The sequence below is a fragment of the Nonomuraea sp. GTA35 genome, assembly GCF_041950525.1.
Lineage (GTDB): Bacteria > Actinomycetota > Actinomycetes > Streptosporangiales > Streptosporangiaceae > Nonomuraea.
The window spans coordinates 975,407-998,841 of sequence record NZ_JBGNUV010000003.1 but is presented as its reverse complement, the minus strand read 5'-3'; the positions used below and the strand labels follow the sequence as shown (position 1 = coordinate 998,841).

At 70.5% G+C, this 23,435-nt stretch carries 22 protein-coding genes; 19 read left to right on the top strand and 3 right to left on the bottom strand.

Annotated elements, in window-relative coordinates; genetic code table 11:
* From ACBJ32_RS18085 to araA, 12 genes are all read left to right on the top strand, one after another.
* The gene (locus tag ACBJ32_RS18085; protein WP_375127770.1) at nucleotides 1–981 is read left to right on the top strand and encodes a LacI family DNA-binding transcriptional regulator; all 981 of its coding nucleotides are present in this window, start codon (nucleotides 1–3) and stop codon (nucleotides 979–981) included.
* 75 nt (nucleotides 982–1,056) lie between these two features.
* A complete protein-coding gene (locus tag ACBJ32_RS18080) occupies nucleotides 1,057–2,046 on the top strand; it encodes an ABC transporter substrate-binding protein (protein ID WP_375127703.1) in 990 nt (329 codons plus the stop codon).
* Nucleotides 2,047–2,136: 90 nt separating this feature from the next.
* Nucleotides 2,137–3,645 (top strand): sugar ABC transporter ATP-binding protein, encoded by a 1,509-nt coding sequence (locus ACBJ32_RS18075; RefSeq protein ID WP_375127702.1) that lies wholly within the window; start codon nucleotides 2,137–2,139, stop codon nucleotides 3,643–3,645.
* Entirely contained in the window at nucleotides 3,645–4,658 is a 1,014-nt protein-coding gene (locus ACBJ32_RS18070; RefSeq protein WP_357867266.1) for an ABC transporter permease, read from the top strand. The genes ACBJ32_RS18075 and ACBJ32_RS18070 overlap by 1 nt, the downstream gene beginning before the upstream one ends.
* Nucleotides 4,655–5,638, top strand: a complete 984-nt coding sequence (gene yjfF, locus ACBJ32_RS18065; RefSeq protein ID WP_357867269.1) for a galactofuranose ABC transporter, permease protein YjfF — start codon at nucleotides 4,655–4,657, stop codon at nucleotides 5,636–5,638. Before ACBJ32_RS18070 ends, yjfF begins: the two co-directional genes overlap by 4 nt.
* A 196-nt stretch (nucleotides 5,639–5,834) precedes the next feature.
* Entirely contained in the window at nucleotides 5,835–6,944 is a 1,110-nt protein-coding gene (chvE, locus tag ACBJ32_RS18060; protein ID WP_357867271.1) for a multiple monosaccharide ABC transporter substrate-binding protein, read from the top strand.
* A gap of 52 nt (nucleotides 6,945–6,996) precedes the next feature.
* A complete protein-coding gene (gene mmsA, locus ACBJ32_RS18055) occupies nucleotides 6,997–8,526 on the top strand; it encodes a multiple monosaccharide ABC transporter ATP-binding protein (RefSeq protein WP_375127701.1) in 1,530 nt (509 codons plus the stop codon).
* 76 nt (nucleotides 8,527–8,602) lie between these two features.
* Nucleotides 8,603–9,865: a multiple monosaccharide ABC transporter permease gene (gene mmsB / locus ACBJ32_RS18050; protein ID WP_357867277.1), complete on the top strand. Its 1,263-nt coding sequence runs from the start codon at nucleotides 8,603–8,605 to the stop codon at nucleotides 9,863–9,865.
* Between the two features lie 32 nt (nucleotides 9,866–9,897).
* Nucleotides 9,898–10,911, top strand: a complete 1,014-nt coding sequence (locus ACBJ32_RS18045; RefSeq protein ID WP_375127700.1) for a LacI family DNA-binding transcriptional regulator — start codon at nucleotides 9,898–9,900, stop codon at nucleotides 10,909–10,911.
* A gap of 68 nt (nucleotides 10,912–10,979) precedes the next feature.
* Nucleotides 10,980–12,599: a ribulokinase gene (gene araB, locus ACBJ32_RS18040; protein ID WP_375127769.1), complete on the top strand. Its 1,620-nt coding sequence runs from the start codon at nucleotides 10,980–10,982 to the stop codon at nucleotides 12,597–12,599.
* 5 nt (nucleotides 12,600–12,604) lie between these two features.
* Nucleotides 12,605–13,252 (top strand): L-ribulose-5-phosphate 4-epimerase, encoded by a 648-nt coding sequence (locus ACBJ32_RS18035; RefSeq protein ID WP_357867279.1) that lies wholly within the window; start codon nucleotides 12,605–12,607, stop codon nucleotides 13,250–13,252.
* On the top strand, nucleotides 13,249–14,703 hold the full coding sequence (gene araA, locus ACBJ32_RS18030; protein WP_375127699.1) for an L-arabinose isomerase: 1,455 nt from the start codon (nucleotides 13,249–13,251) through the stop codon (nucleotides 14,701–14,703). The genes ACBJ32_RS18035 and araA overlap by 4 nt, the downstream gene beginning before the upstream one ends.
* On the opposite strand, the gene ACBJ32_RS18025 is transcribed toward araA, so the two are convergent.
* On the bottom strand, nucleotides 14,700–15,053 hold the full coding sequence (locus ACBJ32_RS18025; protein WP_375127698.1) for a PLD nuclease N-terminal domain-containing protein: 354 nt from the start codon (nucleotides 15,051–15,053) through the stop codon (nucleotides 14,700–14,702). The genes araA and ACBJ32_RS18025 overlap by 4 nt on opposite strands.
* An 80-nt stretch (nucleotides 15,054–15,133) precedes the next feature.
* Here ACBJ32_RS18025 and ACBJ32_RS18020 point away from each other — a divergent pair, with 80 nt between their 5' ends.
* From ACBJ32_RS18020 to ACBJ32_RS18010, 3 genes are all read left to right on the top strand, one after another.
* Nucleotides 15,134–16,342: an FAD-binding protein gene (locus tag ACBJ32_RS18020; protein WP_375127697.1), complete on the top strand. Its 1,209-nt coding sequence runs from the start codon at nucleotides 15,134–15,136 to the stop codon at nucleotides 16,340–16,342.
* Between the two features lie 91 nt (nucleotides 16,343–16,433).
* On the top strand, nucleotides 16,434–17,216 hold the full coding sequence (locus tag ACBJ32_RS18015; protein WP_375127696.1) for an LLM class flavin-dependent oxidoreductase: 783 nt from the start codon (nucleotides 16,434–16,436) through the stop codon (nucleotides 17,214–17,216).
* 37 nt (nucleotides 17,217–17,253) lie between these two features.
* A complete protein-coding gene (locus ACBJ32_RS18010; protein WP_375127695.1) occupies nucleotides 17,254–17,646 on the top strand; it encodes a DUF3224 domain-containing protein in 393 nt (130 codons plus the stop codon).
* 113 nt (nucleotides 17,647–17,759) lie between these two features.
* Here ACBJ32_RS18010 and ACBJ32_RS18005 read toward each other — a convergent pair whose 3' ends face one another.
* Nucleotides 17,760–19,082 carry an MFS transporter gene (locus tag ACBJ32_RS18005; protein ID WP_375127694.1) on the bottom strand — a complete coding sequence of 441 codons (1,323 nt, stop codon included), beginning with the start codon at nucleotides 19,080–19,082 and terminating at the stop codon, nucleotides 17,760–17,762.
* Nucleotides 19,083–19,104: 22 nt separating this feature from the next.
* Between ACBJ32_RS18005 and ACBJ32_RS18000 the strand changes: the two genes are divergently transcribed.
* Together ACBJ32_RS18000 and ACBJ32_RS17995 are read left to right on the top strand one after the other, a co-directional pair.
* Nucleotides 19,105–19,743 (top strand): TetR/AcrR family transcriptional regulator, encoded by a 639-nt coding sequence (locus ACBJ32_RS18000; RefSeq protein WP_357867300.1) that lies wholly within the window; start codon nucleotides 19,105–19,107, stop codon nucleotides 19,741–19,743.
* Between the two features lie 59 nt (nucleotides 19,744–19,802).
* Nucleotides 19,803–20,888: a methyltransferase gene (locus ACBJ32_RS17995; protein WP_375127693.1), complete on the top strand. Its 1,086-nt coding sequence runs from the start codon at nucleotides 19,803–19,805 to the stop codon at nucleotides 20,886–20,888.
* Between the two features lie 13 nt (nucleotides 20,889–20,901).
* Here ACBJ32_RS17995 and ACBJ32_RS17990 read toward each other — a convergent pair whose 3' ends face one another.
* Nucleotides 20,902–21,873, bottom strand: coding sequence for a helix-turn-helix domain-containing protein (locus tag ACBJ32_RS17990; protein WP_375127692.1), 972 nt, complete (start codon nucleotides 21,871–21,873; stop codon nucleotides 20,902–20,904).
* Nucleotides 21,874–21,915: 42 nt separating this feature from the next.
* Here ACBJ32_RS17990 and ACBJ32_RS17985 point away from each other — a divergent pair, with 42 nt between their 5' ends.
* Nucleotides 21,916–22,935 carry a 3-oxoacyl-[acyl-carrier-protein] synthase III C-terminal domain-containing protein gene (locus ACBJ32_RS17985; protein WP_357867306.1) on the top strand — a complete coding sequence of 340 codons (1,020 nt, stop codon included), beginning with the start codon at nucleotides 21,916–21,918 and terminating at the stop codon, nucleotides 22,933–22,935.
* Entirely contained in the window at nucleotides 22,932–23,435 is a 504-nt protein-coding gene (locus tag ACBJ32_RS17980) for an isoprenylcysteine carboxyl methyltransferase family protein (protein WP_375127691.1), read from the top strand. Before ACBJ32_RS17985 ends, ACBJ32_RS17980 begins: the two co-directional genes overlap by 4 nt.

Here is a 23,435-nt window from a genome sequence, read left to right as displayed (position 1 = left end):
ATGGCCGACGTGGCCAGGGAGGCCGGCGTGTCGCATCAGACGGTCTCCCGCGTGCTCAACGACCATCCGAACGTGCGCAGCGAGACCCGTACGCGGGTGCTCGAGGCGATCGACAAGCTCGGCTACCGCCGCAACCTCGTCGCCCGCGCCCTGGTCACCAAGCACTCCAGAACACTCGGAGTGGTCAGCTTCGACACCACGCTGTACGGCCCGGCCAGCACCGTCTACGGCATCGAGCAGGCGGCCAGGGCGGCCGGCTACTTCGTCAGTATCGTCAGCCTCAAGTCGATCGACAAGGCCGGCGTGCGCGATGCCCTCGACTACCTGGCCGACCAGGGCGTGGACGGCATCGTGGTGGTCGCGCCGCAGCGCTCGGCCGCCCAGGCGCTGGCCGACCTGCCGCTCGGCGTGCCCACCGTCGCCGTCGAGGGCGGGCAGGCGGGCGACGTGTCCGTGGTCTGCGTCGACCAGGTCGCGGGAGGCAGGCTCGCCACCGAGCACCTGCTGTCGCTGGGGCACGAGACGGTCTGGCACGTCCGCGGGCCGTCCGACTGGCTGGAGGCCGAAGGGCGCGTGGCCGGGTGGCGGGCCGCGCTGGAGGAGGCGGGCCGCGAGGCCCCGCGACCGCTGGCCGGTGACTGGAGCCCGCGCTCGGGATACGAGGCGGGGCGCAGCCTGGCGAGCATGAGGAACGTGACCGCGGTCTTCGTCGCCAACGACCAGATGGCGCTCGGCGTGCTGCGGGCGTTCACCGAGCAGGGGGTGAGAGTGCCCGAGCGGGTGAGCGTGGTCGGCTTCGACGACATCCCGGAGTCGGAGTTCTTCTCGCCGCCGCTCACGACCATCAGGCAGGACTTCGACGCGGTGGGCAGGCACAGCATCGAGGTGCTCGTACGGCAGCTCGAAGGTGGTCCGCAGGAGCGGGAGCGGCTCGTGGTGCCGCCCACGTTCGTGCCCAGGGTCAGCACGGCCCGGGTCTAGAGCCGTACGGGAAGGCAGGACGCGCTGGCGCCCGGCTGGGGTTGTTAGCGTTCACATGAGAAGGGAACCCCCCACGTGTTCAAGAGGATCTCGGCGTTATTGCTCGCCGGTCTCACCGCGATGGCGGTGGCTTCGTGCGGCAGCAGCGGCGGCGGCACCACCAGCGCGGGTACGGACGGCGGCGCGGACTCGATCACCATGGGCTTCTCCCAGGTCGGTGCGGAGAGCGGCTGGCGGACCGCGAACACCAAGTCCGTCCAGGACTCGGCGAAGAACGCGGGCATCACGCTCAAGTTCTCCGACGCCCAGCAGAAGCAGGAGAACCAGATCAAGGCCATCCGCTCCTACATCCAGCAGAAGGTGGACGTGATCGCCTTCTCGCCGGTGGTGGAGTCGGGCTGGGACACGGTGCTGAAGGAGGCGCAGAACGCGAAGATCCCGGTCATCCTGACCGACCGTGCCGTGGACTCCAAGGACACCTCCCTCTACAAGACCTTCCTCGGCTCGGACTTCATCGAGGAGGGCAAGAAGGCCGGCCAGTGGCTGGTGGAGGAGTACAAGGACACCAAGGACCCGGTGAACATCGTCGAGCTGCAGGGCACGACGGGCTCGGCGCCGGCCAACGACCGCAAGGCGGGCTTCGCCGAGGTCATCCAGGCCGACCCGAAGTTCAAGATCGTCGCCTCGCAGACCGGTGACTTCACGCGGGCCAAGGGCAAGGAGGTCATGGAGGCCTTCCTGAAGTCGACCCCGGACATCGACGTGCTGTACGCGCACAACGACGACATGGGGCTGGGCGCGATCGAGGCGATCGAGGGCGCGGGCAAGGTGCCCGGCAAGGACATCAAGATCATCACCGTGGACGCGGTGAAGGACGGCATGCAGGCGCTGGCCGACGGGAAGATCAACTTCATCGTCGAGTGCTCGCCGCTGCTCGGCCCGCAGCTCATGGACCTGGCCAAGAAGGTCGTCAAGGGCGAGCAGGTGCCCGCCCGCGTGGTGACCGAGGAGACCACGTTCACGCAGGAGCAGGCCAAGCAGGTCCTGTCCACCCGCCAGTACTGAGCTGCCGCTGGACGCGCAGCCGGCACAGGCGTAGGGACGAAGTGAGGCGGCCCGGGACACGCCGGGCCGCCCTCCCAGGAAGGAAGGCGGATGGCCGTACCCACGCCGGTCCTGACGATGACCGGGATCGGCAAACAGTTTCCGGGGGTGAAAGCCCTGGACGGAGTGGACCTGCGGCTGCTGCCCGGCGAGGTGCACGCGCTGATGGGAGAGAACGGCGCGGGCAAGTCCACACTGATCAAGGTGCTCACCGGCGTGCACACCGCCGACGCGGGCACCATCGAGCTGAACGGCGAACAGGTCGCGTTCGGCAGCCCCCTGGGGGCGCAGCACGCCGGGATCAGCACGGTCTACCAGGAGGTCAACCTCTGCACGAACCTGTCGGTGGCCGAGAACATCCTGCTCGGCCGCGAGCCACGCCGGCTCGGCCGCATCCACTGGAAGCGCATGCGGGCCAGGGCCGGCGAGCTGCTGTCGCGGCTGGAGCTGAGCCTGGACGTGTCGGCGCCGCTGTCGTCGTACTCGCTGGCCATCCAGCAGATGGTGGCCATCGCGCGGGCGATCGACATCGACGCCAGGGTGCTGATCCTCGACGAGCCCACCTCCAGCCTGGACGCCGACGAGGTCGATCAGCTCTTCAGGGTGATGAGGCGGCTGAAGGAGGAGGGCATCGCGATCCTGTTCGTCTCCCACTTCCTCGACCAGGTCTACGAGATCTCCGACCGGATGACGATCCTGCGCAACGGGCGGCTGGTCGGGGAGTACCTGACGCGGGAGCTGCCGCAGGTCGAGCTGGTCGCCAAGATGATCGGCCAGGAGCTGGCCGTGCTGGAACGGCTGCACGGCGAGGCCAAGGTGTTCGACCGCCCGCTGGTCGAGGCGCGCGGGCTGGGCCGGGCCGGGGCGATCGAGCCGTTCAGCATGACCATCCACGAGGGCGAGGTCGTGGGCCTGGCGGGGCTGCTCGGCTCGGGGCGTACGGAGGTCGCCCGGCTGCTGTTCGGCGCCGACCACGCGAGCACGGGCGAGATCGTGATCGGCGGGTCGCCGCAGTCGTTACGCACGCCGCGCGCGGCCATGGCGCAGAAGATCGCGTTCTGCTCGGAGAACCGCAAGGCCGACGGGCTCATCCCCGACCTCACCGTGCGCGAGAACATCATCCTGGCCCTCCAGGCCACCAGGGGCTGGACCAGGCCCGTGCCGCGCGAGCAGCAGGACGACCTGGTCGCCAGGTACGTCAAGGCCCTGAAGATCAGCCCGCCCAACCCCGAGCACCTGGTACGCAACCTCAGCGGCGGCAACCAGCAGAAGGTGGTGCTGGCCAGGTGGCTGATCCTGGAGCCCCGGCTGCTCATCCTGGACGAGCCCACCCGGGGCATCGACGTCGGGGCCAAGACGGAGATCCAGCGCCTGGTGGCCGAGCTGTCGGACGGCGGGATGGCGGTGCTGTTCATCTCCGCCGAACTGGAGGAGGTGCTGCGGCTCAGCCACAAGGTGCAGGTGCTGCGGGACCGGCGGCTGGTGGCCGAGCTGCCGAATGACGAGGCCCTCACGACCGACGTGCTGATGGAGACCATCGCGAGCGGAGGGCGGGCCTGATGCGACGTCTGTTGTGGCCGCTGGTCATCCTGGCCCTGCTGCTGGCGCTGAACGTGTTCTTCACGCCCAGCTTCTTCTCGATCGAGGTCAAGGACGGCCACCTGTACGGCAGCCTGATCGACATCCTGCGCTTCGGCGCCCCGCTGATCCTGGTCTCGCTCGGCATGACGCTGGTCATCGCGACCGGCGGCATCGACCTGTCGGTCGGCTCGGTGGTGGCGATCTCGGGGGCGCTGGCCTGCCTGCAGATCAGCCAGGACGCGAGCGTGTTCACCGCCGTGGCCCTGGCGCTGGGGCTCTGCCTGGTACTGGGGGCCTGGAACGGGTTCCTGGTCGCGGGCATCGGCATCCAGCCGATCATCGCCACGCTCATCCTCATGGTGGCCGGGCGCGGCCTGGCCCAGCTCATCACCGACGGGCAGATCATCACGGTCAACAGCCCGGCGTACAAGGTGATCGGCGGCGGCTACTGGCTGACCGTGCCGTTCGGCATCCTCATCGTGCTCGGGGTGCTGGCGATCAGCCTGTTCCTGACCAGGAGGCTGGCGCTGGGCATGCTGATCGAGTCGGTCGGCAGCAACGCCGAGGCGAGCAGGCTGGCGGGGATCAGGGCGCGCGGGATCATCGTCATGGTCTACGCGTTCGCCGCCCTGTGCGCGGGCGTCGCCGGCCTGATGATCAGCTCCAACGTCTCCAGCGCCGACGGCAACAACGCGGGCCTGTGGATCGAGCTGGACGCCATCCTGGCCGTGGTGATCGGCGGAACGTCGCTGGCGGGCGGCCGCTTCTCGCTCGGCGGCACCGTGCTGGGCGCGCTCATCATCCAGACGCTGACCACGACGATCTACTCGATCGGGGTGCCGCCGGAGACGACGCTGCTGTTCAAGGCGCTGGTCGTGACCGCGGTCTGCCTCATCCAGTCCCCGTCGTTCCGCGCGAAGGTGTTCGGCGGGCGGGGGCGGGCGGCGCCTCCCAGCCCTGCCCCCGAGGAGAAGGTGAGGGTGACCGCGTGACCACGCTGACGGTGGGCCGGGCCTCGGTCCCGGCCAAGTACCTGCCCGTCCTGGTGACCGGGTGCCTGCTGGCGGCCATGTTCGTGGCCGGTGGGGTCCGCTACGAGGGGTTCGCCAGCGGGCAGGTGATCCTGAACGTCTTCATCGACAACGCCTTCCTGCTGGTGGTGGCGGTCGGGATGACGTTCGTGATCCTCACCGGGGGCATCGACCTGTCGGTGGGGTCGGTGGTGGCGCTGTCGACGATGATCTCGGCCAGCCTCATGGCGGGGCCGGGGTGGCCGCCGTACCTGGTGGTGCCGCTGGTGCTGGCCATCGGGTCGGGGCTGGGCCTGGTGATGGGGTACATCGTGCACGCCTTCGACATCCAGCCGTTCATCGTGACGCTGGCGGGCATGTTCCTGGCGCGGGGGCTGTGTTACACGATCGGGACCGACTCGATCCCGATCGAGGACGCCACGTTCACGGCCTTCGCGCAGACCAGGATCGACCTGTTCGCCGACCTGTGGATCTCACCGAGCGTGATCATCGCGGTGGTGGTCGTGGTGGTGGCGGCGTACGTGCTGCACTACACCCGCTTCGGCCGCTCGGTCTACGCGACGGGCGGCAGCGAGCAGTCGGCGCTGCTCATGGGCCTGCCCGTGGGGCGGACGAAGATCACCGTCTACACGATCAGCGGGTTCTGCTCGGCACTGGGCGGCGTGCTGCTGTCGTTCTACATGCTCTCCGGCTACGGCCTGCACGCGGTGGGCATGGAGCTGGACGCGATCGCCGCGGTGGTCATCGGCGGGACGCTGCTGACCGGCGGTAGCGGCTTCCTGCTGGGGACCGTTCTCGGGGTGCTCGTGCTGGGACTGATCCAGACGATCATCAGTTTCGAAGGGACCCTGTCGTCCTGGTGGACCAAGATCTTCATCGGAATGTTGCTCTTCGTCTTCATCCTGCTGCAGCGCCTGTTCTCGGCCCGCTCAGGCCGCTGACCTGCGCGAAAGTTACCTGAAAGTTTCTGTGAGGTTATGTCCGAGCGTTGACATAGACTTTGTTAGCGATAACAATCAGCGGAAACGAGTGCGAACTTTGCTCTGATTCGTCACGTTCTGTGATCGAATCCCCTCACTTATCACCGGCAGCCGCCGCGTCCTGCGTCTGCCGCGACCCCCATGGAAAGGGATGCTCATGAGGTTGGGACGGATCGGGGGCGTGGTGTCCGCCATCGCGCTCGCCGCGACCATGACGGCCTGTGGCTCGAGCACGAAAACGGTCGACCAGGAGGCCTCCGCCTCCGCGGGCGCCGGTAACGCGGGCGCGCTGATCGGCGTCACCATGCCCACCAAGTCCTCCGAGCGCTGGATCCACGACGGTGACAACGTCAAGCAGCAGCTCGAGAAGCTCGGCTACAAGGTCGACCTCCAGTACGCCGAGAACGACATCCCGACGCAGGCCAACCAGATCGAGAACCAGATCACCAAGGGAGCCAAGCTCCTGATCGTCGCCTCGATCGACGGCACGGCGATCACCTCGCAGCTCCAGCAGGCCGCCGACGCCAAGATCCCGGTCATCGCCTACGACCGGCTGATCCGTAACAGCCCCAACGTCGACTACTACGCCACCTTCGACAACTTCAAGGTCGGCGTGCAGCAGGCGACCTCGCTGCTGAAGGGCCTGGGCGTCGAGGACGGCAAGAAGGGCCCGTTCAACGTCGAGCTGTTCGGCGGCTCGCCCGACGACAACAACGCCACCTTCTTCTGGAACGGCGCCATGTCGGTGCTCCAGCCGAAGATCGACGACGGCACCCTGGTGATCAAGAGCGGCCAGACCGACTTCAAGCAGGCCGCCATCCTGCGGTGGGACCCCGCCACGGCGCAGAAGCGCATGGAGGACATCATCACCAAGACCTACACGGGTAGCACCAAGGTCGACGGCGTGCTGTCCCCGTACGACGGTCTGTCGATCGGCATCCTCTCGGCGCTGAAGAGCTCCGGCTACAGCAAGCCGTACCCGATCGTGACCGGCCAGGACGCCGAGCTCCAGTCGGTGAAGTCCATCGTCGCCGACGAGCAGTACTCCACCATCTTCAAGGACACCCGCAAGCTCGCCGAGCAGACGGTGAAGATGGCCGACGCCGTGCTCAAGGGCCAGCAGCCCGAGGTGAACAACACCAAGGACTACGACAACGGCAACAAGGTCGTGCCCTCGTACCTGCTCGACCCGGTGATCGTCGACAAGTCCAACTACAAGGAAGTCATCGTCGGCGGCAACTACTACACCGAGGACCAGCTCAAGTAGGGGTTCAGCCCCGGGGACGCCGCTCCCCGGGGCTTTTCCTGAGCGAGGGGATATGACCGAGCACATCTTGCGGATGAGCGGGATCACCAAGACGTTCCCCGGCGTCAAGGCGCTGCAGGACGTCAACCTGTCGGTCCGGCAGGGCGAGATCCACGCCATCTGCGGCGAGAACGGCGCCGGCAAGTCGACGCTGATGAAGGTGCTGTCCGGGGTCTACCCGCACGGCGACTACGAGGGCGAGATCTTCTTCGAGGGCGAGCGCTGCCAGTTCGGCGGCATCCGCGACAGCGAGCACGCCGGCATCGTCATCATCCACCAGGAGCTGGCGCTCAGCCCTCAGCTGTCGATCGCGGAGAACATCTTCCTCGGCAACGAGCGCGCCAAGCGCGGGTTCATCGACTGGAACCGCACCAACTACGAGGCCGCCGAGCTGATGAAGCGGGTCGGCCTGCGCGAGAACCCGACGACGCCCATCTCCGACATCGGCGTGGGCAAGCAGCAGCTCGTCGAGATCGCCAAGGCCCTGTCGAAGAGGGTGAAGCTGCTCATCCTCGACGAGCCGACCGCGGCGCTCAACGACGACGACTCCGCCCACCTGCTGGACCTGCTGCGCGGGCTGCGCGACGAGGGCATCACGTGCGTGATCATCTCGCACAAGCTCAACGAGGTGACCGCGATCGCCGACTCCGTCACGATCATCCGTGACGGCCGCACGATCGAGACGCTCGACATGGTCACCGACCACGTCACCGAGGACCGCATCATCGCCGGCATGGTCGGCCGCGCCCTCGACAACCGCTACCCGCCGCACGAGCCGACGATCGGCGAGGAGGCGCTGCGCATCGAGGACTGGACGGTCTACAGCCCCACCCAGCCGGACCGGAAGGTCGTGGACGGGGCCGCGCTCATGCTGCGGCGCGGGGAGATCGTCGGGCTGGCGGGGCTGATGGGCGCCGGGCGCACGGAGCTGGCGATGAGCCTGTTCGGGCGCACGTACGGCGTGCACATCTCCGGCAAGATCTTCAAGGACGGCAAGCCGATCGAGATCCGCAACGTGCAGGACGCGATCAACCACGGCATCGCCTACGCCTCCGAGGACCGCAAGCGGTACGGGCTCAACCTCATCCAGGACATCAAGACCAACATCAGCGCCGCCGGGCTCAAGGGCCTGGCCAAGCGCGGCTGGGTGAACGACAACGAGGAGTACCGGGTCGCCGAGGAGTTCCACAAGAGCATGAACATCAAGGCCCCGAGCGTCAACAGCGTCGTGGGCCAGCTCAGTGGCGGCAACCAGCAGAAGGTCGTGCTGTCCAAGTGGATCATGACCGAGCCGGACGTGCTCATCCTCGACGAGCCGACCCGCGGCATCGACGTCGGCGCCAAGTACGAGATCTACACGATCATCAACCGCCTCGCCGACGAGGGCAAGGCCGTGCTGGTGATCTCCAGTGAGTTGCCTGAGCTGCTCGGCCTGTGCGACCGCATCTACACACTCTCCGAAGGTCGCATCACCGGCGAGGTTCCCCGCCAGGAGGCCACCCAGGAAAGCCTCATGCACCTCATGACCAAGGGACAGGAGTAGCTCTGATGAGCGAGCGAAGCGAGCGAACAATCGAACACAGCCAGCTGCTGCCCATGCGCCCGGTGAAGGTGGGCGCATGAGCAGCATCACGCCCGCCGACGTGAAGGTCGGCGCCAAGGGCGACGGCGGAGCGCCACGGCAGCCGGGCCGGGTGTCGTTCGGCGGAGTCTCGCTCAACCTGCGATCCAGCGGCATCTACATCGCCTTCGCGGCGATCATCCTGCTGTTCTCGGTTCTGACCGACGGCGCGCTGCTCACACCGCAGAACATCTCGAACATCATCGTCCAGAACTCCTACGTCCTGATCCTCGCGATCGGGATGATCCTGATCATCATCGCCGGGCACATCGACCTGTCGGTCGGCTCGGTGGTGGCGGTCACGGGAGCGCTGGCGGCGGTGCTCATGGTGAACATGGGCTGGCCATGGCCGCTGGCCCTGCTGGCCACGCTGGTGGCCGGCGCGCTCATCGGAGCCTGGCAGGGGTACTGGATCGCCTACTTCGGCATCCCCGCCTTCATCGTGACCCTGGCCGGCATGCTGCTGTTCCGGGCGCTGACGCTGACCGTCCTGGGCAACCAGGGCATCGGCCCGTTCCCGGACCAGGTCCGGACGATGGCCAACGGCTTCACCGACGGCTACCTCGGCAACATCGGCCTCGGCCCGCTCGGCGGCGCCGACCTGTTCAGCCTGCTGATCGGCGTCGTCGCGATCGCCGGCATGTTCACCGCCCAGCTGCGTACCAGGAACGCCCGCAAGGGTTACGGCCAGTCGGTCGAGCCGATGGCGCTGTTCTGGCTGAAGATGGTCGCCGGCGCGGCGATCATCATGTTCCTGGTCGTCCAGCTCGCCCGGTTCAAGAACCTCCCGTGGGTGCTGGTCCTGCTGGCGATCCTCGTGCTGGCCTACTCGATGATGGCCAACCGCACGGTCTTCGGCCGGCAGATCTACGCGATCGGCGGCAACCTGCAGGCGGCGATCATGTCCGGCGTGAAGGTCAAGTCGGTCGTCTTCTGGATCTTCGTGAACATGGGCGTGCTGTCGGCCATCGCTGGCATCATCTTCGCCGGCCGCCTCAACCAGGCCGGGCCCACCGCCGGTAACAGCTTCGAGCTGGACGCCATCGCGGCGGCCTTCATCGGCGGCGCGGCCGTGCAGGGCGGCGTCGGCAAGGTCGTCGGCGCCATCACCGGTGGTCTGATCATGGCGGTGATCAACAACGGCATGTCCCTGATCGGCTCGCCCAGCGAGCGGGTCCTCCTCGTCAAGGGCATCGTGCTCCTGGCGGCCGTCGCGTTCGACGTCTGGACCAAGCGCCGGGCAGGGGCCTCCGCTAAGTAAGATCCTCAGAGCCCAGCGAAAAGGAGAGACCGTTGACGACAGCCAGGCGTCGCCTGCCGGTCATGGCCGACGTGGCCAAGGAGGCGGGCGTGTCGCACCAGACGGTCTCCCGGGTGCTCAACGACCATCCGAACGTCCGGGCCGACACCCGCGCCCGGGTGGAGGCGGCGATCACCCGGCTGGGCTACCGGCGCAACCTCGTGGCCCGCGCCCTGGTCACCAAGCGCTCGAGGACCCTCGGCGTGGTGAGCTTCGACACCACGCTGTACGGTCCCGCCAGCACCATCTACGGCATCGAGCAGGCGGCCAGGACCGCGGGTTACTTCGTCAGCATCGTCAGCCTGAAGTCGATCGACGCCGACAACGTGCGCGACGCCATCGACTACCTGGCCGAGCAGGGCGTGGACGGCGTCGTGGTGGTCGCCCCGCAGCGCTCGGCCGGGCTCGCGCTGGAGAGCCTGCCCTCGGGCCTGCCCGCGGTGGCGGTCGAGGGCACGCACCGGGCCGACGTGTCGGTCGTGTGCATCGACCAGATCGAGGGCGCCAAGCTGGCCACCCGGCACCTGCTCGACCAGGGGCACGAGACGGTCTGGCACGTCAGCGGCCCGTACGACTGGCTGGAGACCGAGGGCCGGCTCGAAGGCTGGCGGGCCGCGCTGGAGGAGGCGGGCCGGCCGGTGCCCGAACCGCTGGCCGGCGACTGGAGCCCGCGCGCCGGCTACGAGGCGGGCAAGAGCCTGGCCGCGATGGACGGCGTCACGGCCGTGTTCGCCGCCAACGACCAGATGGCGCTGGGCGTGCTGCGCGCCCTGTCGGAGAAGGGCGTGCGGGTGCCCCAGCAGATCAGCGTGGTCGGCTTCGACGACATCCCCGAGTCGGAGTTCTTCTCGCCCCCGCTCACCACGGTCAGGCAGGACTTCGACGTGGTGGGCAGGCACTGCATCGAGGTGCTGCTGCGGCAGATCGACCTCGGCCACGCCGCCTACGAGCGCCTGGTCGTCCGCCCCAGCTTCGTCGTCCGGTCGAGTACGGCGCCTGCCGGATGAGCCCGTCCGGTAGATGATGTGCATGCCCCCGAAAATCCCTGGAGATCAATGTGAGCGCTAACAAATACGTGGTAGGAGTTGACTTCGGCACGCTTTCCGGGCGTGCCGTCGTCGTACGGGTGAGCGACGGCGCCGAGCTGGGCAGCGCCGTCCACGAGTACGAGCACCGCGTCATCGAGCACACCCTCCCGGGCACCGAGGTGCGCCTGGGCCCGGACTGGGCGCTGCAGTCGCCGCAGGACTGGATCGACGTGATGCGGATCGCCGTCCCGCAGGCCATCGCCGCCGCGGGCGTGCCGGCCGCGGAGATCGTCGGCATCGGCACCGACTTCACCGCCTGCACCGTGCTGCCCACCACGGCCGACGGCACCCCGCTCTGCTTCGAGACGCCACAGGAGCCGCACGCCTGGCCCAAGCTGTGGAAGCACCACGCCGCCCAGCCGCACGCCGACCGGATCAACGAGCTGGCCGCGCGCAGGGGCGAGAGCTGGCTGCCGCGCTACGGCGGCAAGATCTCCTCCGAGTGGGAGTTCGCCAAGGGCCTGCAGGTCCTGGAGGAGGCCCCCGAGGTCTACGCCAGGGCCGAGCGCTGGATCGAGGCCGCCGACTGGATCATCTGGCAGCTCACCGGCGTCGAGAGCCGCAACATCTGCACGGTCGGCTACAAGGGCGTCTTCCAGGACGGCGCCTACCCGTCCGAGGAGTACCTGGCCGAGCTGAACCCGGGCTTCGCCGGGTTCGTCGGCAAGCTCGCCACCGGCGAGGTCGGTGACAAGGTGGGCGACGTCACGCTGGCGCCGCTGGGCGGCCTGGCCGGCCGCCTGACCGCGCGGGCGGCCGAGTGGACCGGCATCCCCGAGGGCGCCGCCGTGGCCGTCGGCAACGTGGACGCGCACGTGACGGCCGCCGCCGCGGACGCCGTCAGGCCCGGCCAGATGGTGGCCATCATGGGCACCTCCACCTGCCACATCATGCCCAGCGACCAGCTCGCCGAGGTGCCCGGCATGTGCGGCGTCGTCCGCGACGGCATCGTGCCGGGCCTGTGGGGTTACGAGGCGGGCCAGTCGGCGGTCGGCGACATCTTCGCCTGGTTCGTCGAGAACTTCGGCACCGACGGGCACGAGCGCCTGACCGAGCTGGCCGAGAAGCAGGCCGTGGGCCAGCACGGGCTGGTCGCGCTGGACTGGTTCGGCGGCAACCGCTCGGTGCTGGTGGACCACAACCTCTCCGGCGTGATCATCGGCCAGACCCTGGCCACCAAGCCCGAGGACGTCTACCGCGCGCTCATCGAGTCCACCGCGTTCGGCGCCCGCATGATCGTCGAGACGTTCGAGAAGTCGGGCGTGCCGGTCGAGGAGTTCATCGTCGCCGGCGGCCTGCTGAAGAACCGCTTCCTCATGCAGGTCTACGCCGACGTGCTGCGCCGCCCGCTGTCGATCATCGCATCCGACCAGGGCCCCGCGCTCGGCTCGGCCATCCACGCGGCCGTCGCCGCCGGCGAGTACGCCTCCATCGAGGAGGCCGCCGCGGCCATGGGCAAGCGCACCGAGAACGCGTACGTGCCGGACGAGGCCCGCGCCGACGCCTACGACCGGCTCTACGCCGAGTACCGCAGGCTCCACGACTTCTTCGGAGACGGACAGATGCTGCACGCGCTGCGCGCGATCAGGAACGAGGCACAGGCTTGATGGACATGAGGAAGATCGTCGCCGATCTGCACGCCGAGCTGGTCCGCTACAACCTGGTGGTCTGGACGGCCGGCAACGTCTCCGGCCGCGTCCCCGGTGAGGACCTGTTCGTCATCAAGCCCTCCGGGGTCTCCTACGACGAGCTGACACCGGAGAACATGGTCGTGTGCGACCTCGACGGCAACCTGGTGGAGGGCGAGCACGCGCCGTCCAGCGACACCGCCGCGCACGCCTACGTCTACCGCAACATGCCCGAGGTGGGCGGCGTCGTGCACACCCACTCCACCTACGCCTCCGCCTGGGCCGCCCGCGGCGAGGCCATCCCGTGCGTGCTGACCGCGATGGCCGACGAGTTCGGCGGCGAGATCCCGATCGGCCCGTTCGCGCTGATCGGCGACGACTCGATCGGCCAGGGCATCGTCGAGACGCTGAAGGGCCACCGCTCCAAGGCCGTCCTCATGCAGAACCACGGCGTGTTCAGCATCGGCAAGGACGCCAAGGCCGCGGTGAAGGCCGCCGTGATGTGCGAGGACGTGGCCCGTACGGTGCACGTGGCCCGCCAGCTCGGCGACCCGCTGCCCATCGCGCAGGCCGACATCGACCGCCTGTACGACCGCTATCAGAACGTCTACGGACAGAGGAGCCCGCGTTGAACATCTGGTTTCTGACCGGCAGTCAGGGACTCTACGGCGAGGACACGCTGCGTCAGGTGGCCGAGCAGTCCCAGCGGATCGCCGAGCAGCTCCCCATGCCGGTGGAGTGGAAGCCCGTCCTGACCGACGCGGCGGCCATCCGGCGGATCATGCTGGAGGCCAACGCCGACGACTCGTGCGCCGGCGTGATCGCGTGGATGCACACGTTCTCCCCGGCCAAGATGTGGATCGCCGGGCTCGACGCGCTGCGCAAGCCGCTGCTGCACCTGCACACGCAGGCCAACGTCGAGCTGCCGTGGGCCACCATCGACATGGACTTCATGAACCTGAACCAGGCCGCCCACGGCGACCGCGAGTTCGGGCACATCCAGACCCGGCTCGGCGTGCCGCGCAAGACCGTGGCCGGGCACGTCAGCGACCCTGCCGTGGGCGAGCGCATCCTGTCCTGGCTGCGCGCGGCCAAGGGCCTGGCCGAGGTGCGCACGCTCAAGCTGGCCCGCTTCGGCGACAACATGCGCGACGTGGCGGTCACCGAGGGCGACAAGGTGGAGGCGCAGCTCCGCTTCGGCGTCTCGGTCAACACCTACGGCGTCAACGACCTGGTCGAGGCCGTGGACGCGGCCTCCGACGCCGACGTGACGGCGCTGGTCAAGGAGTACGCCGAGCAGTACACCGTGGCTCCCGAGCTGCTCGGCGAGCGCAACGAGTCGCTGCGCTACGCGGCCAGGATCGAGCTGGGCCTGCGCGGCTTCCTGGAGGCCGGCGGCTTCAAGGCGTTCACCACGAACTTCGAGGACCTCGGCGGCCTGCGTCAGCTCCCCGGCCTGGCCGTGCAGCGGCTCATGGCCGACGGGTACGGCTTCGGCGGCGAGGGCGACTGGAAGACCTCGGTGCTGCTGCGCACGCTCAAGGCCATGACTCCCGGCGGCACCTCCTTCATGGAGGACTACACCTACGACCTGACGCCCGGCAACGAGCTCATCCTCGGCGCCCACATGCTGGAGGTCTGCCCGTCGATCGCCTCCGGCACGCCGTCGTGCGAGATCCACCCGCTGGGCATCGGCAACCGGGAGGACCCGGTCCGGCTCGTGTTCGACGCCGAGCCCGGGCCCGGCATCGTGATCGGCCTGGCCGACATGGGCGACCGGTTCCGCCTGGTGGCCAACGAGATCGACGTGGTGGCCCCGCCGCAGCCGCTGCCCAAGCTGCCGGTGGCCCGCGCGGTGTGGCGCCCGCGCCCGAACCTGCGCACCTCCACCGAGTCGTGGCTGACCGCCGGCGCGCCGCACCACACGGTGCTGTCCAAGGCCGTGGGCCGCGAGGAGCTGGTCGACCTGGCCGAGATGCTGGGCGTGGAGCTGGTGGTCATCGACGCCGGCACCACGACCGAGCAGTTCGCCAAGGAGCTGCGCTGGAACCAGGCGTACTACCGCCTGGCCCAGGGCTTCTAGTCCTCCCCTTCGGGAGACTTCTTGGGGGCGTTCCTGCGCTGCTCCTCGGCGCGCTCGCGGCAGCGGCGCAGGAACTCCTCGTCGTCGTCGGGGTTGCCGGCGGCGAAGCGGCCGGGGCGGTCGTACTCGGGGTAGGGGCTCGGCCGCGACCGAGCGGCCTGGCCCCGCTCCGGGCGGCCCGCCACCAGCCAGGCCACGGAACCGATGAGCGGGAACAGCAGCACGATCACCACCCAGGCGATCTTCGGCAGGTTGCGGCAGGTCGCGTCAGGTGTGGTGATCGCGTCGAACAGGCAGTAGAGCCAGAGCGCGAGCGTGACCAGGCCGACGGCCTGGGACAGAAGAAGCACGGCACACCTCCGGTCGGCGGCACCTGAAACTAGCGGTACCCGGGCGGGCTGACAAGGTGGAGCTGTGGGAAGGTAAGGCCGTGACGCTGACCAATTGGGCTGGAAACACCACATTCCACGCGAAAGACGTCCACCATCCGACCTCCCTCGACGAGCTGCAGCGGCTCGTCGCGGCCGGCGCCGGCGTGCGGGCCCTCGGGAGCGGGCACTCCTTCAACCACGTCGCCGACACCGACGGCGAGCTCGTGGTGCTCGACCGGATGCCGGACCAGGTGGAGATCGACAGCGCCACGGCCACGGTGCGGGTCGGGGCGCGCACGACGTACGCGACGCTCGCGCCGCGGCTGCACCAGGCCGGCTTCGCGCTGGCGAACCTGGCCTCGCTGCCGCACATCTCCGTCGCCGGCTCGGTCGCGACCGGCACGCACGGCTCGGGCGACGCCGTGCGCAGCCTGGCCGCCGCCGTGTCGGGGATCGAGCTCGTCACCGCCGACGGCTCGCTGCTGTCGCTCTCGCGCGGCGACGCCGACTTCCCCGGCGCCGTGGTGTCGCTCGGCGCCCTCGGCATCGTCACCTCGCTCACGCTCGACCTCGTACCCGCCTTCGAGCTGCGCCAATACGTTCGCGAGGGGCTGCGTGCGGACGCGCTCGCGCACTTCGACGAGATCATGTCCAGCGGCTACAGCGTCAGCCTCTTCACCGACTACCGCGACACCCGCGTCTGGCTGAAGCGCGAGGAGGAGCTGACCAGCCCCGACTGGTACGGCACCACCCCCGCCGACGGCCCCCGCCACCCCCTGCCCGCCATGCCGGCCGACAGCTGCACGGGCCAGCTGGGCGTGCCCGGCCCCTGGTACGAGCGGCTGCCGCACTTCCGCGCCGACTACCCGCCCAGCGGCGCCGGTGACGAGCTGCAGTCGGAGCTGCTGCTGCCCAGGCGGCACGCGGTCGAGGCGCTGCGCGAGCTGTTCGCGATCGGCGACCGCATCCGGCCGGTGCTGCAGATCTCCGAGGTGCGCTCCATCGCCGCCGACGACCTGTGGCTGAGCCCCTTCAACGGCCGCGACAGCATCGGCATCCACTTCACCTGGGTCAAGGACGTGGCCGCGGTGATGCCCGTGCTGGAGCTGGTGGAGCGGACGCTGGCGCCGTTCGAGCCGATCCCGCACTGGGGCAAGCTGTTCACCCGGTGGCCGGAGTGCCCCGGCTCCTTCCGCTCGCTGGCTCGCCGGCTCGACCCCACCGGCAAGTTCGCCAACGACTTCACCCGGGTACTGCTGGGGGAGTAGCGCCCGCCGGAGCCATGCGCCCCCGGATGTAGCGGGCCACAGGTCCGGGGGACGATGTCACGCACCCCGCCTGTGGGCGATCGTATGGGGCATGACCGATCACCCGTTCAGATTCGGCGCGGTAGCCGGGCAGGCGCCCGACGCCGGCGCGTGGACCGGACTGGCCCGGCGGGCGGAAGACCTGGGCTACTCGACCCTGCTCGTGCCCGACACGCTCGGCACGCTGTCGCCGTTCACCGCCGCGGCGGTGGCGGCCACGGCCACCACCACCCTGCGCGTCGGCACGTACGTGCTCAGCGCCCCCAACCGCACGCCCCAGGCCGTCGCGTGGGAGAGCGCCACCCTGCACAAGCTCACCGGCGGCCGGTTCGAGCTGGGCCTGGGCGCCGGGCGGCCCGACGCCGAGGGCGACGCGGCGGCGCTGGGCGTGCGCTTCGGCACGCCCAGCCAGCGCATCGAGCGGCTGTCCAGGACCATCGACGCCGTCCAGGACGTGCGGGTCCTGGTCGCCGCCTCCGGGACGAAGCTGCTGCGGCTGGCCGCGGCCAAGGCCGACACGGTCGCGCTCGGCGTGCCGCCGCACTACACCGAGGAGCAGGTCGCCGCCAAGCTCGACGAGCTGTACGAGCTGGCCGGCGACCGCTTCCACGAGCTGGAGCTGGCCATGAACCTGGCCTGCGCCGGAGCGGAGCCGCCCGGGTGGGCGCTGAGCCGCTTCGGCCGCACCGGCACCGGCATCCTCACCGGCACGGTGGCCGAGATGGCCGACACGCTGCTGCGCCGCCGTGACCACCTCGGGATCTCGTACGTGTCGGTGAACGCCCAGTTCATGGACGCCTTCGCGCCGGTCGTGGAACGGCTCTCCGGTACCTGACGGGATCTGACAGGTATGCCCGGCAGGATGTGGGGTCATGACCGCAAAGGGAACCTTCGAGACCGCCGGCTGGACGCCGCAGCCCCCGTACGACGAGCGTGACGGCGTCACGCTGGGCGCGGTGACGCTGACCAAGACCTTCTCCGGCGACCTGACCGGCACCAGCCTCGTCACCATGCTCATGGCCACCACCCCGGTGGAGGAGTCGCGCTCGTACGTGGCGCTGGAGCGCATCGAGGGCACCCTGCACGGGCGCGCGGGCAGCTTCGCCGTCCAGCACGACGCCATCAGCGACCGTGGGGAGCAGTCGCTGCGCATCAGGGTCGTCGCCGACTCGGGCACGGGCGAGCTGCGCGGTCTCAGGGGAGAGATGGGCGTCGTCATCGGCCCCGACGGAGGTCACTCCTACACGTTCGACTACACGCTCTGATCGGCTGACGTACCGGCCACCCGGTACGTCAGCGTCGCCGGTGGGAGGAGCGCACCGGGTGGGACCCCGAGCTCGCCGAGCCGAAGCGCCGCAGGGAGCCGGCCGCTCGTCCGTCATGCCGGTACCTTTCGCGAGAGGCCGCCATGGATCGCGGCGAACAGCGTGGCCAGCACGCCCGCCACCGCCGCCACGCCGAAGCTCCACCCGGCGCCGCCGCCCGACAGCACCGCCGCGCCCACCGCGCCCGCCACGCTGCTGCCGACGACCCTGACCAGCGCGTTGATCCCGCCGGCCGCCGCCGTCTTGGCCGGCTCCACGTGCTCGACCGCCATCGTGCCGAGCGCCGCGTAGCCGAGGCCGATGCCCAGCCCCAGCACGGTCGCGGCGGCGTACAGGTCGGCTCCGGACGACCTGGACACGGCCAGCCACAGCGCGGCGACCGCCACGAGTGCCGAGCCGGCCGCCACCAGCGAGGAGGCGGTGAAGCGGCGCATCAGCGGGCCGGCCAGCACGGAGACCACGAGCATCAGCACCGTCGTGGGCAGCAGGTAGAGCCCGACCTGCAGCACCGAGGCCCCGAGCGGGCCCTGCGCCACCGCCGACACCGTGGTGATGGCCGTGAACAGGGCGAATCCGAGCAGGAACGAGGCCACCGTCGCCCCCACCGTTCCCCGGTGCAGGAGCATGGGGATCTCGATCAGCGGCGCGGCGGTGCGCCGGGCGGTCGCCACCCACACCCCGGCCACCACCACGGCGGCGGCCAGGAGCCCCAGCGTCGGCGGTGAGGTCCAGCCCCACGCCGCGCCCTTGCCGATGGCCAGCAGCAGGCAGACCAGCCACGCCGTGACCAGCGCCGCCCCGGCCAGGTCGGGCCGCCCCGCACCGCGTACGGGGGTCTCCCGCACCACCACCGCCACCAGGGCGAAGCTCAGCGCGCCGAGCCCGGTCAAGGCCCAGAACACCGCCCGGTGATCCCCGTCGAGCAGCCCCGCGAGGATCATCCCGCCGCCGCTGCCGACGCCGATCGTGGCGCTGAGCACGCCGATCGCGCTCGGCAGCCGGTGGGCCGGCACCAGCTCCCTGACCAGGCCCATGGCCAGCGGCAGCAGCGGCGCGGCGGCGCCCTGCAGCACCCGGCCGGCGATCAGCGGGGCCAGCGTCTCCGAGGCGGCGGCCAGCGCCGATCCGGCGACGAGCAGGCCGAGCGCGACCAGCGACACCCGGCGCCGGCCGTACATGTCGCCGAGCCGCGACAGCAGCGGGATCGACACCGCGCCCGACAGCAGCCCGGCGGTGAGCGCCCAGGAAACGGTGGTCAGCGGGGCGTCCAGGCGCTGCTCCAGGCCCGGCAGCAGGGGCACCAGCACCGTCATCTGCAGGGTCCCGACGGCCACCCCGAAGGCGAGCACCGCCACGACCCAGAAGTTTTTATACATGTATAAAAAGTAACATGGCAAGATGCCGACGCGTACAGGACGACCGCCGAAGATCTCCCGGGCCGAGATCGTGACCGCCGCCAACCGGGTGCTCGAACAGGACGGCGTGGCCGGGCTGACCATGCGCCGGCTGGCCAAGGAGGTCGGCAGCACGGCCATGGCGCTCTACCACCACGTGCGCGACAAGGACGAGCTGCTCCTGCTGCTGCTCGACGCCTACGCCGCCACCGCGCCCCGGCCCGAGCTGCCCGAGGAGCCGCGCGAGCGGCTGGTGGCCGCCGCGGTCGCCATGCACGAGGCTCTGTCCGGCCGCCCGTGGGCCGTGGACGTGCTCAGGGCCGACGACCTGCTCTCGGTGGGCGCGCTGTGGTATCCGGAGCAGATCGTCGACGCCGCCGTACGCGCGGGGCTGACGATGGAGGAGGCCGTGGACGCGTACCGGATCGTCTGGCACTACACGGCCGGTGAGATCTCCGCCAAGGCGGCGGCCCGCGCGCGGCGCGAGGAGGGCGGGACCACCTACCGGGAGCGGGTGTTCGCCGAGCTGGACGCCGCCGAGTTCCCCAGGCTGAGCGAGGTGGGGGAGCGGTGGCAGGAGCTGACCGCCCGCGACACCTACGCCAAGGGGGTGCGAGCGCTGGTACGGGGGCTGCTGCCCTGAACGGCCCGCCCGGAAAACCGGTGGCCGTGGGGCGGCGTCCGTGAAACGGTCGGGGGGCGATGATCCCATGGACCGAGGCCGGACAGGAGCGCTCGGCGGTCTGGCGCTCCGCGCTGGGCGCGCCGCCACCCAAGCGTGTCGTCGCCGCCGACGACCGCATGACCGCCGCCACCGCCTACCGCCTGGCCTGCGAGGGCACCGCGCTGCTGTGGCGGGGCGACTTCCACAACGCCCGCCAGCTCCTGAGCGCCATGGGGCGGCGCTGCAAGCCGGCCGCGCCCGGCAGCGGCTTCCACCTCCACCGCCAGGCGCAGTCCCAGCGCGCCCGCACGCTCGGCATGCTGCTCGTCCCGTACGCGGAAGGCCACGTGGTGCCGCTGCGCAGGGCGCCCGACGTGCGGGAGGCGTGCGCCGAGGTCTTCGGGCCCGAGGCCCCGCCCGCGGTCGGCCAGCTCCGCGAGCTGCTCGGCCTGATCGGCGCGCACGAGTGGCGCAAGAAGGGGGTGCACGTGCCGGCGCTCGGCGCCCGCGTCCACCCGCACCACGGCGTGTTCTCCCCGATCAGGGGCGAGTACGTCGATCTCGTCGCCGAGGCGCCGCTGCCGGGCGACCGGCTGGCCTTCGACGTCGGCACCGGCACCGGCGTGCTGGCGGCCGTGCTGGCCAGGCGCGGCGTCCGCCACGTCGTGGCCACCGATCTCGACGCGCGGGCCGTGGAGTGCGCCGGCGACAACGTCGCCCGGCTGGGCCTGGACGACCGGGTGGAGGTGGTGCGGGCCGACCTGTTCCCGCCGGGGCGCGCGCCGCTGGTCGTGTGCAACCCGCCGTGGCTGCCCGCCACGCCGGTCTCGCCGCTCGACCACGCCGTCTACGACCCGGGCGGGCGGATGTTGCGCGGGTTCCTGGGCGGGCTGGCCGAGCATCTGGAGCCGGGGGGTGAGGGGTGGCTCATCCTGTCGGACCTGGCCGAGCACCTGGGGCTGCGCGGCAGGGGCGAGCTGCTGGCGGAGTTCGAGCAGGCGGGGCTGCGGGTGGCCGGTCGCCTGGACGTCCCGCCCCGCCACCGCCGGGCCGCCGACGCGGACGACCCGCTGCACGCGGCCCGGGCCGCCGAGGTGACCTCGCTCTGGCGGCTCACGCGCTGAGCCCCCCGGGGGATCAGGCGCTGAACGCCTTGCGGTAGGCCGACGGCGAGGTGCGCATGGCGCGGGTGAAGTGGTGCCGGAACGTCACCGGGCTCTCGAACCCGACCGCCGCCCCGATCTCCTCCACCGGCGCACCCGTCGACTCCAGCAGCGACAGGCTGGCCGCCACCCGCTGCGAGATGACCCAGCGCAGCGGGCTGGTGCCGGTCTGCCGCTTGAAACGCCTGATGAACGTGCGCTCCGCCATGTGCGCCACGCCGGCCAGGCCGGCCACGGTGATGGGCTCCGCCAGATGGTCCATGGCCCACGCCATCGCCCTGGCCACGGCGTCGTCGTCCTCCACGGGGGCCACCGCGGCCTGGATGAACTGGGCCTGACCGCCCTCCCTGTGCGGTGGCACGACGAGGCGGCGGGCCACGGTGTTGGCCACGCCGGGGCCGTGGTCGCGGCGTACGAGGTGGATCAGCAGGTCGAGCCCGGCGGCGCTGCCCGCGCTGGTCAGCACGTCACCGTCGTCCACGTACAGGACGGAGGGGTTGACCAGGACGGCGGGGAAACGTTCCTGGAGCAGGTCGGCGTGGCGCCAGTGCGTGGTGGCCGGGCGGCCGTCGAGCAGGCCGGCCGCCGCCAGCGCGAACGCGCCCGAGCAGATCGACACCATGCGCGCGCCCCGCTCGTGCGCCTCCCGCAGGGCGGCGACCAGCGGCGCGGAGACGGGCCCCCGGACGTCGGCCACGCCGGGCACGATCACGGTGTCGGCCCCGGCCAGCGTGTCCAGCCCGTGCGCCGCCGTCATCGTGAACCCGCCGACCACGCGCAGCGGATCGAGCGTCTCCGCGCACACCGTGAGGTCGTACCAGGCGCTCTCCAGCTCGGGCCTGGGCAGGCCGAACAGCTCGACGACGCAGCTCAGCTCGAACGGCGCCATCCCGTCGAACGCCAGCACGGCGACCCGGTGCGGTCTGACCGGTGGGGGCAGCAGCATGCCCGCATGTTAGCTGCAGCCTCTCCGCGGCAGGAGAGATATATGCATATTTCGGGAGTACAGACCGTTTTGCCCGATCACCGCTACGAGCAGGCGGAGATCACCGAGGCGTTCTCCCGGCTGACCGAATGTGACGAGAAGCTGCTGAGGCGATTCCACGAGGCCACCGGGATACGAGGCCGCAACCTGGCGCTGCCGCTGGCCGACTACGCCAAGCTCGACTCCTTCGCCCGCGCCAACGACGCCTACGTCGAGCTCGCCCTCGAACTCGGCGAGCGGGCCCTGGCGGGCGCCCTGCACAAGGCCGGCGTGCGCCCCGAGAAGGTCGATCACCTGCTGTTCTGCTCGACCACGGGCCTGGCCACGCCCTCGCTCGACGCCAAGCTGGCCCAGCGGATGGGGCTGCGGCCCGACGTGAAGCGGGTGCCGGTGTTCGGCCTGGGCTGCGCGGCGGGCGCCGCCGGGCTCTCCCGGCTGCACGACTACCTGCGGGGCTGGCCCGACCACGTGGCGGTGCTGGTGTGCGTGGAGCTGTGCTCGCTGACGATCCAGCGCGACGACACCTCGATCGCCAACCTCGTGGCCAGCGGCCTGTTCGGCGACGGCGCGGCGGCCGTCGTCGCGACGGGGCGTGGGGCCGGTCCCGAGGTCGTCGCCACCCGCAGCCGGCTCTATCCCGGGACCGAGCACCTGATGGGCTGGGAGGTCGGCGACCACGGCTTCCGCATCGTGCTGGACGCGGACCTGACGGAGTTCGTGGAGCAGGTGCTGGCCGCCGACATCAGGGAGTTCCTCGCCGACTACGGCCTGACGCCCGAGCAGGTCGCCACCTGGGTCTGCCATCCCGGCGGCCCCAAGGTCATCGAGAAGATCGTGCAGACGCTCGGCCTACCCGCCAAGGCGCTCGACGTGACGTGGAGCTCGCTGCGCGAACACGGCAACCTGTCGTCGGTCTCGGTGCTGCACGTGCTCCAGGAGACCCGGGGCAGGCCCGGGGCCCCCGCCGTGCTCATGGCGCTGGGCCCGGGGTTCTCCGCCGAGCTGCTGCTGCTGCACTGGTGAGCGCGTACGCGCTGCTCATCGGCCTGGTCGTGGCGGAGCGGCTGGCCGAGCTCGTCGTGGCCAGGCGCAACCTGGCCTGGGCCAGGGCCAGGGGCGGTATCGAGCACGGCAGGCGGCACTACCCCTGGATCGTGCTGGCCCACGTGGGGCTCCTGGCGGCGGCGCCGGCCGAGGTGTGGCTGCTCGGCCGGCCGTTCGTGCCCGCGCTCGGCTGGCCCATGCTGGCGGTCGTCGTCCTGGCCCAGGGGCTGCGCTGGTGGTGCATCCGCACGCTGGGGCACCAGTGGAACACGCGGGTCGTGGTGGTGCCGGGCCTGCCGCTGGTGCACCGGGGGCCGTACCGGTGGCTGCGGCACCCGAACTACGTCGCCGTGGTGGCCGAGGGCATCGCGCTGCCGCTCGTGCACACGGCCTGGGTGACCGCCCTGGTGTTCACGATCACGAATGCGGCACTTCTCGCCGTCCGGGTACGGGTGGAGAACGCCGCGCTGGCAGACTAG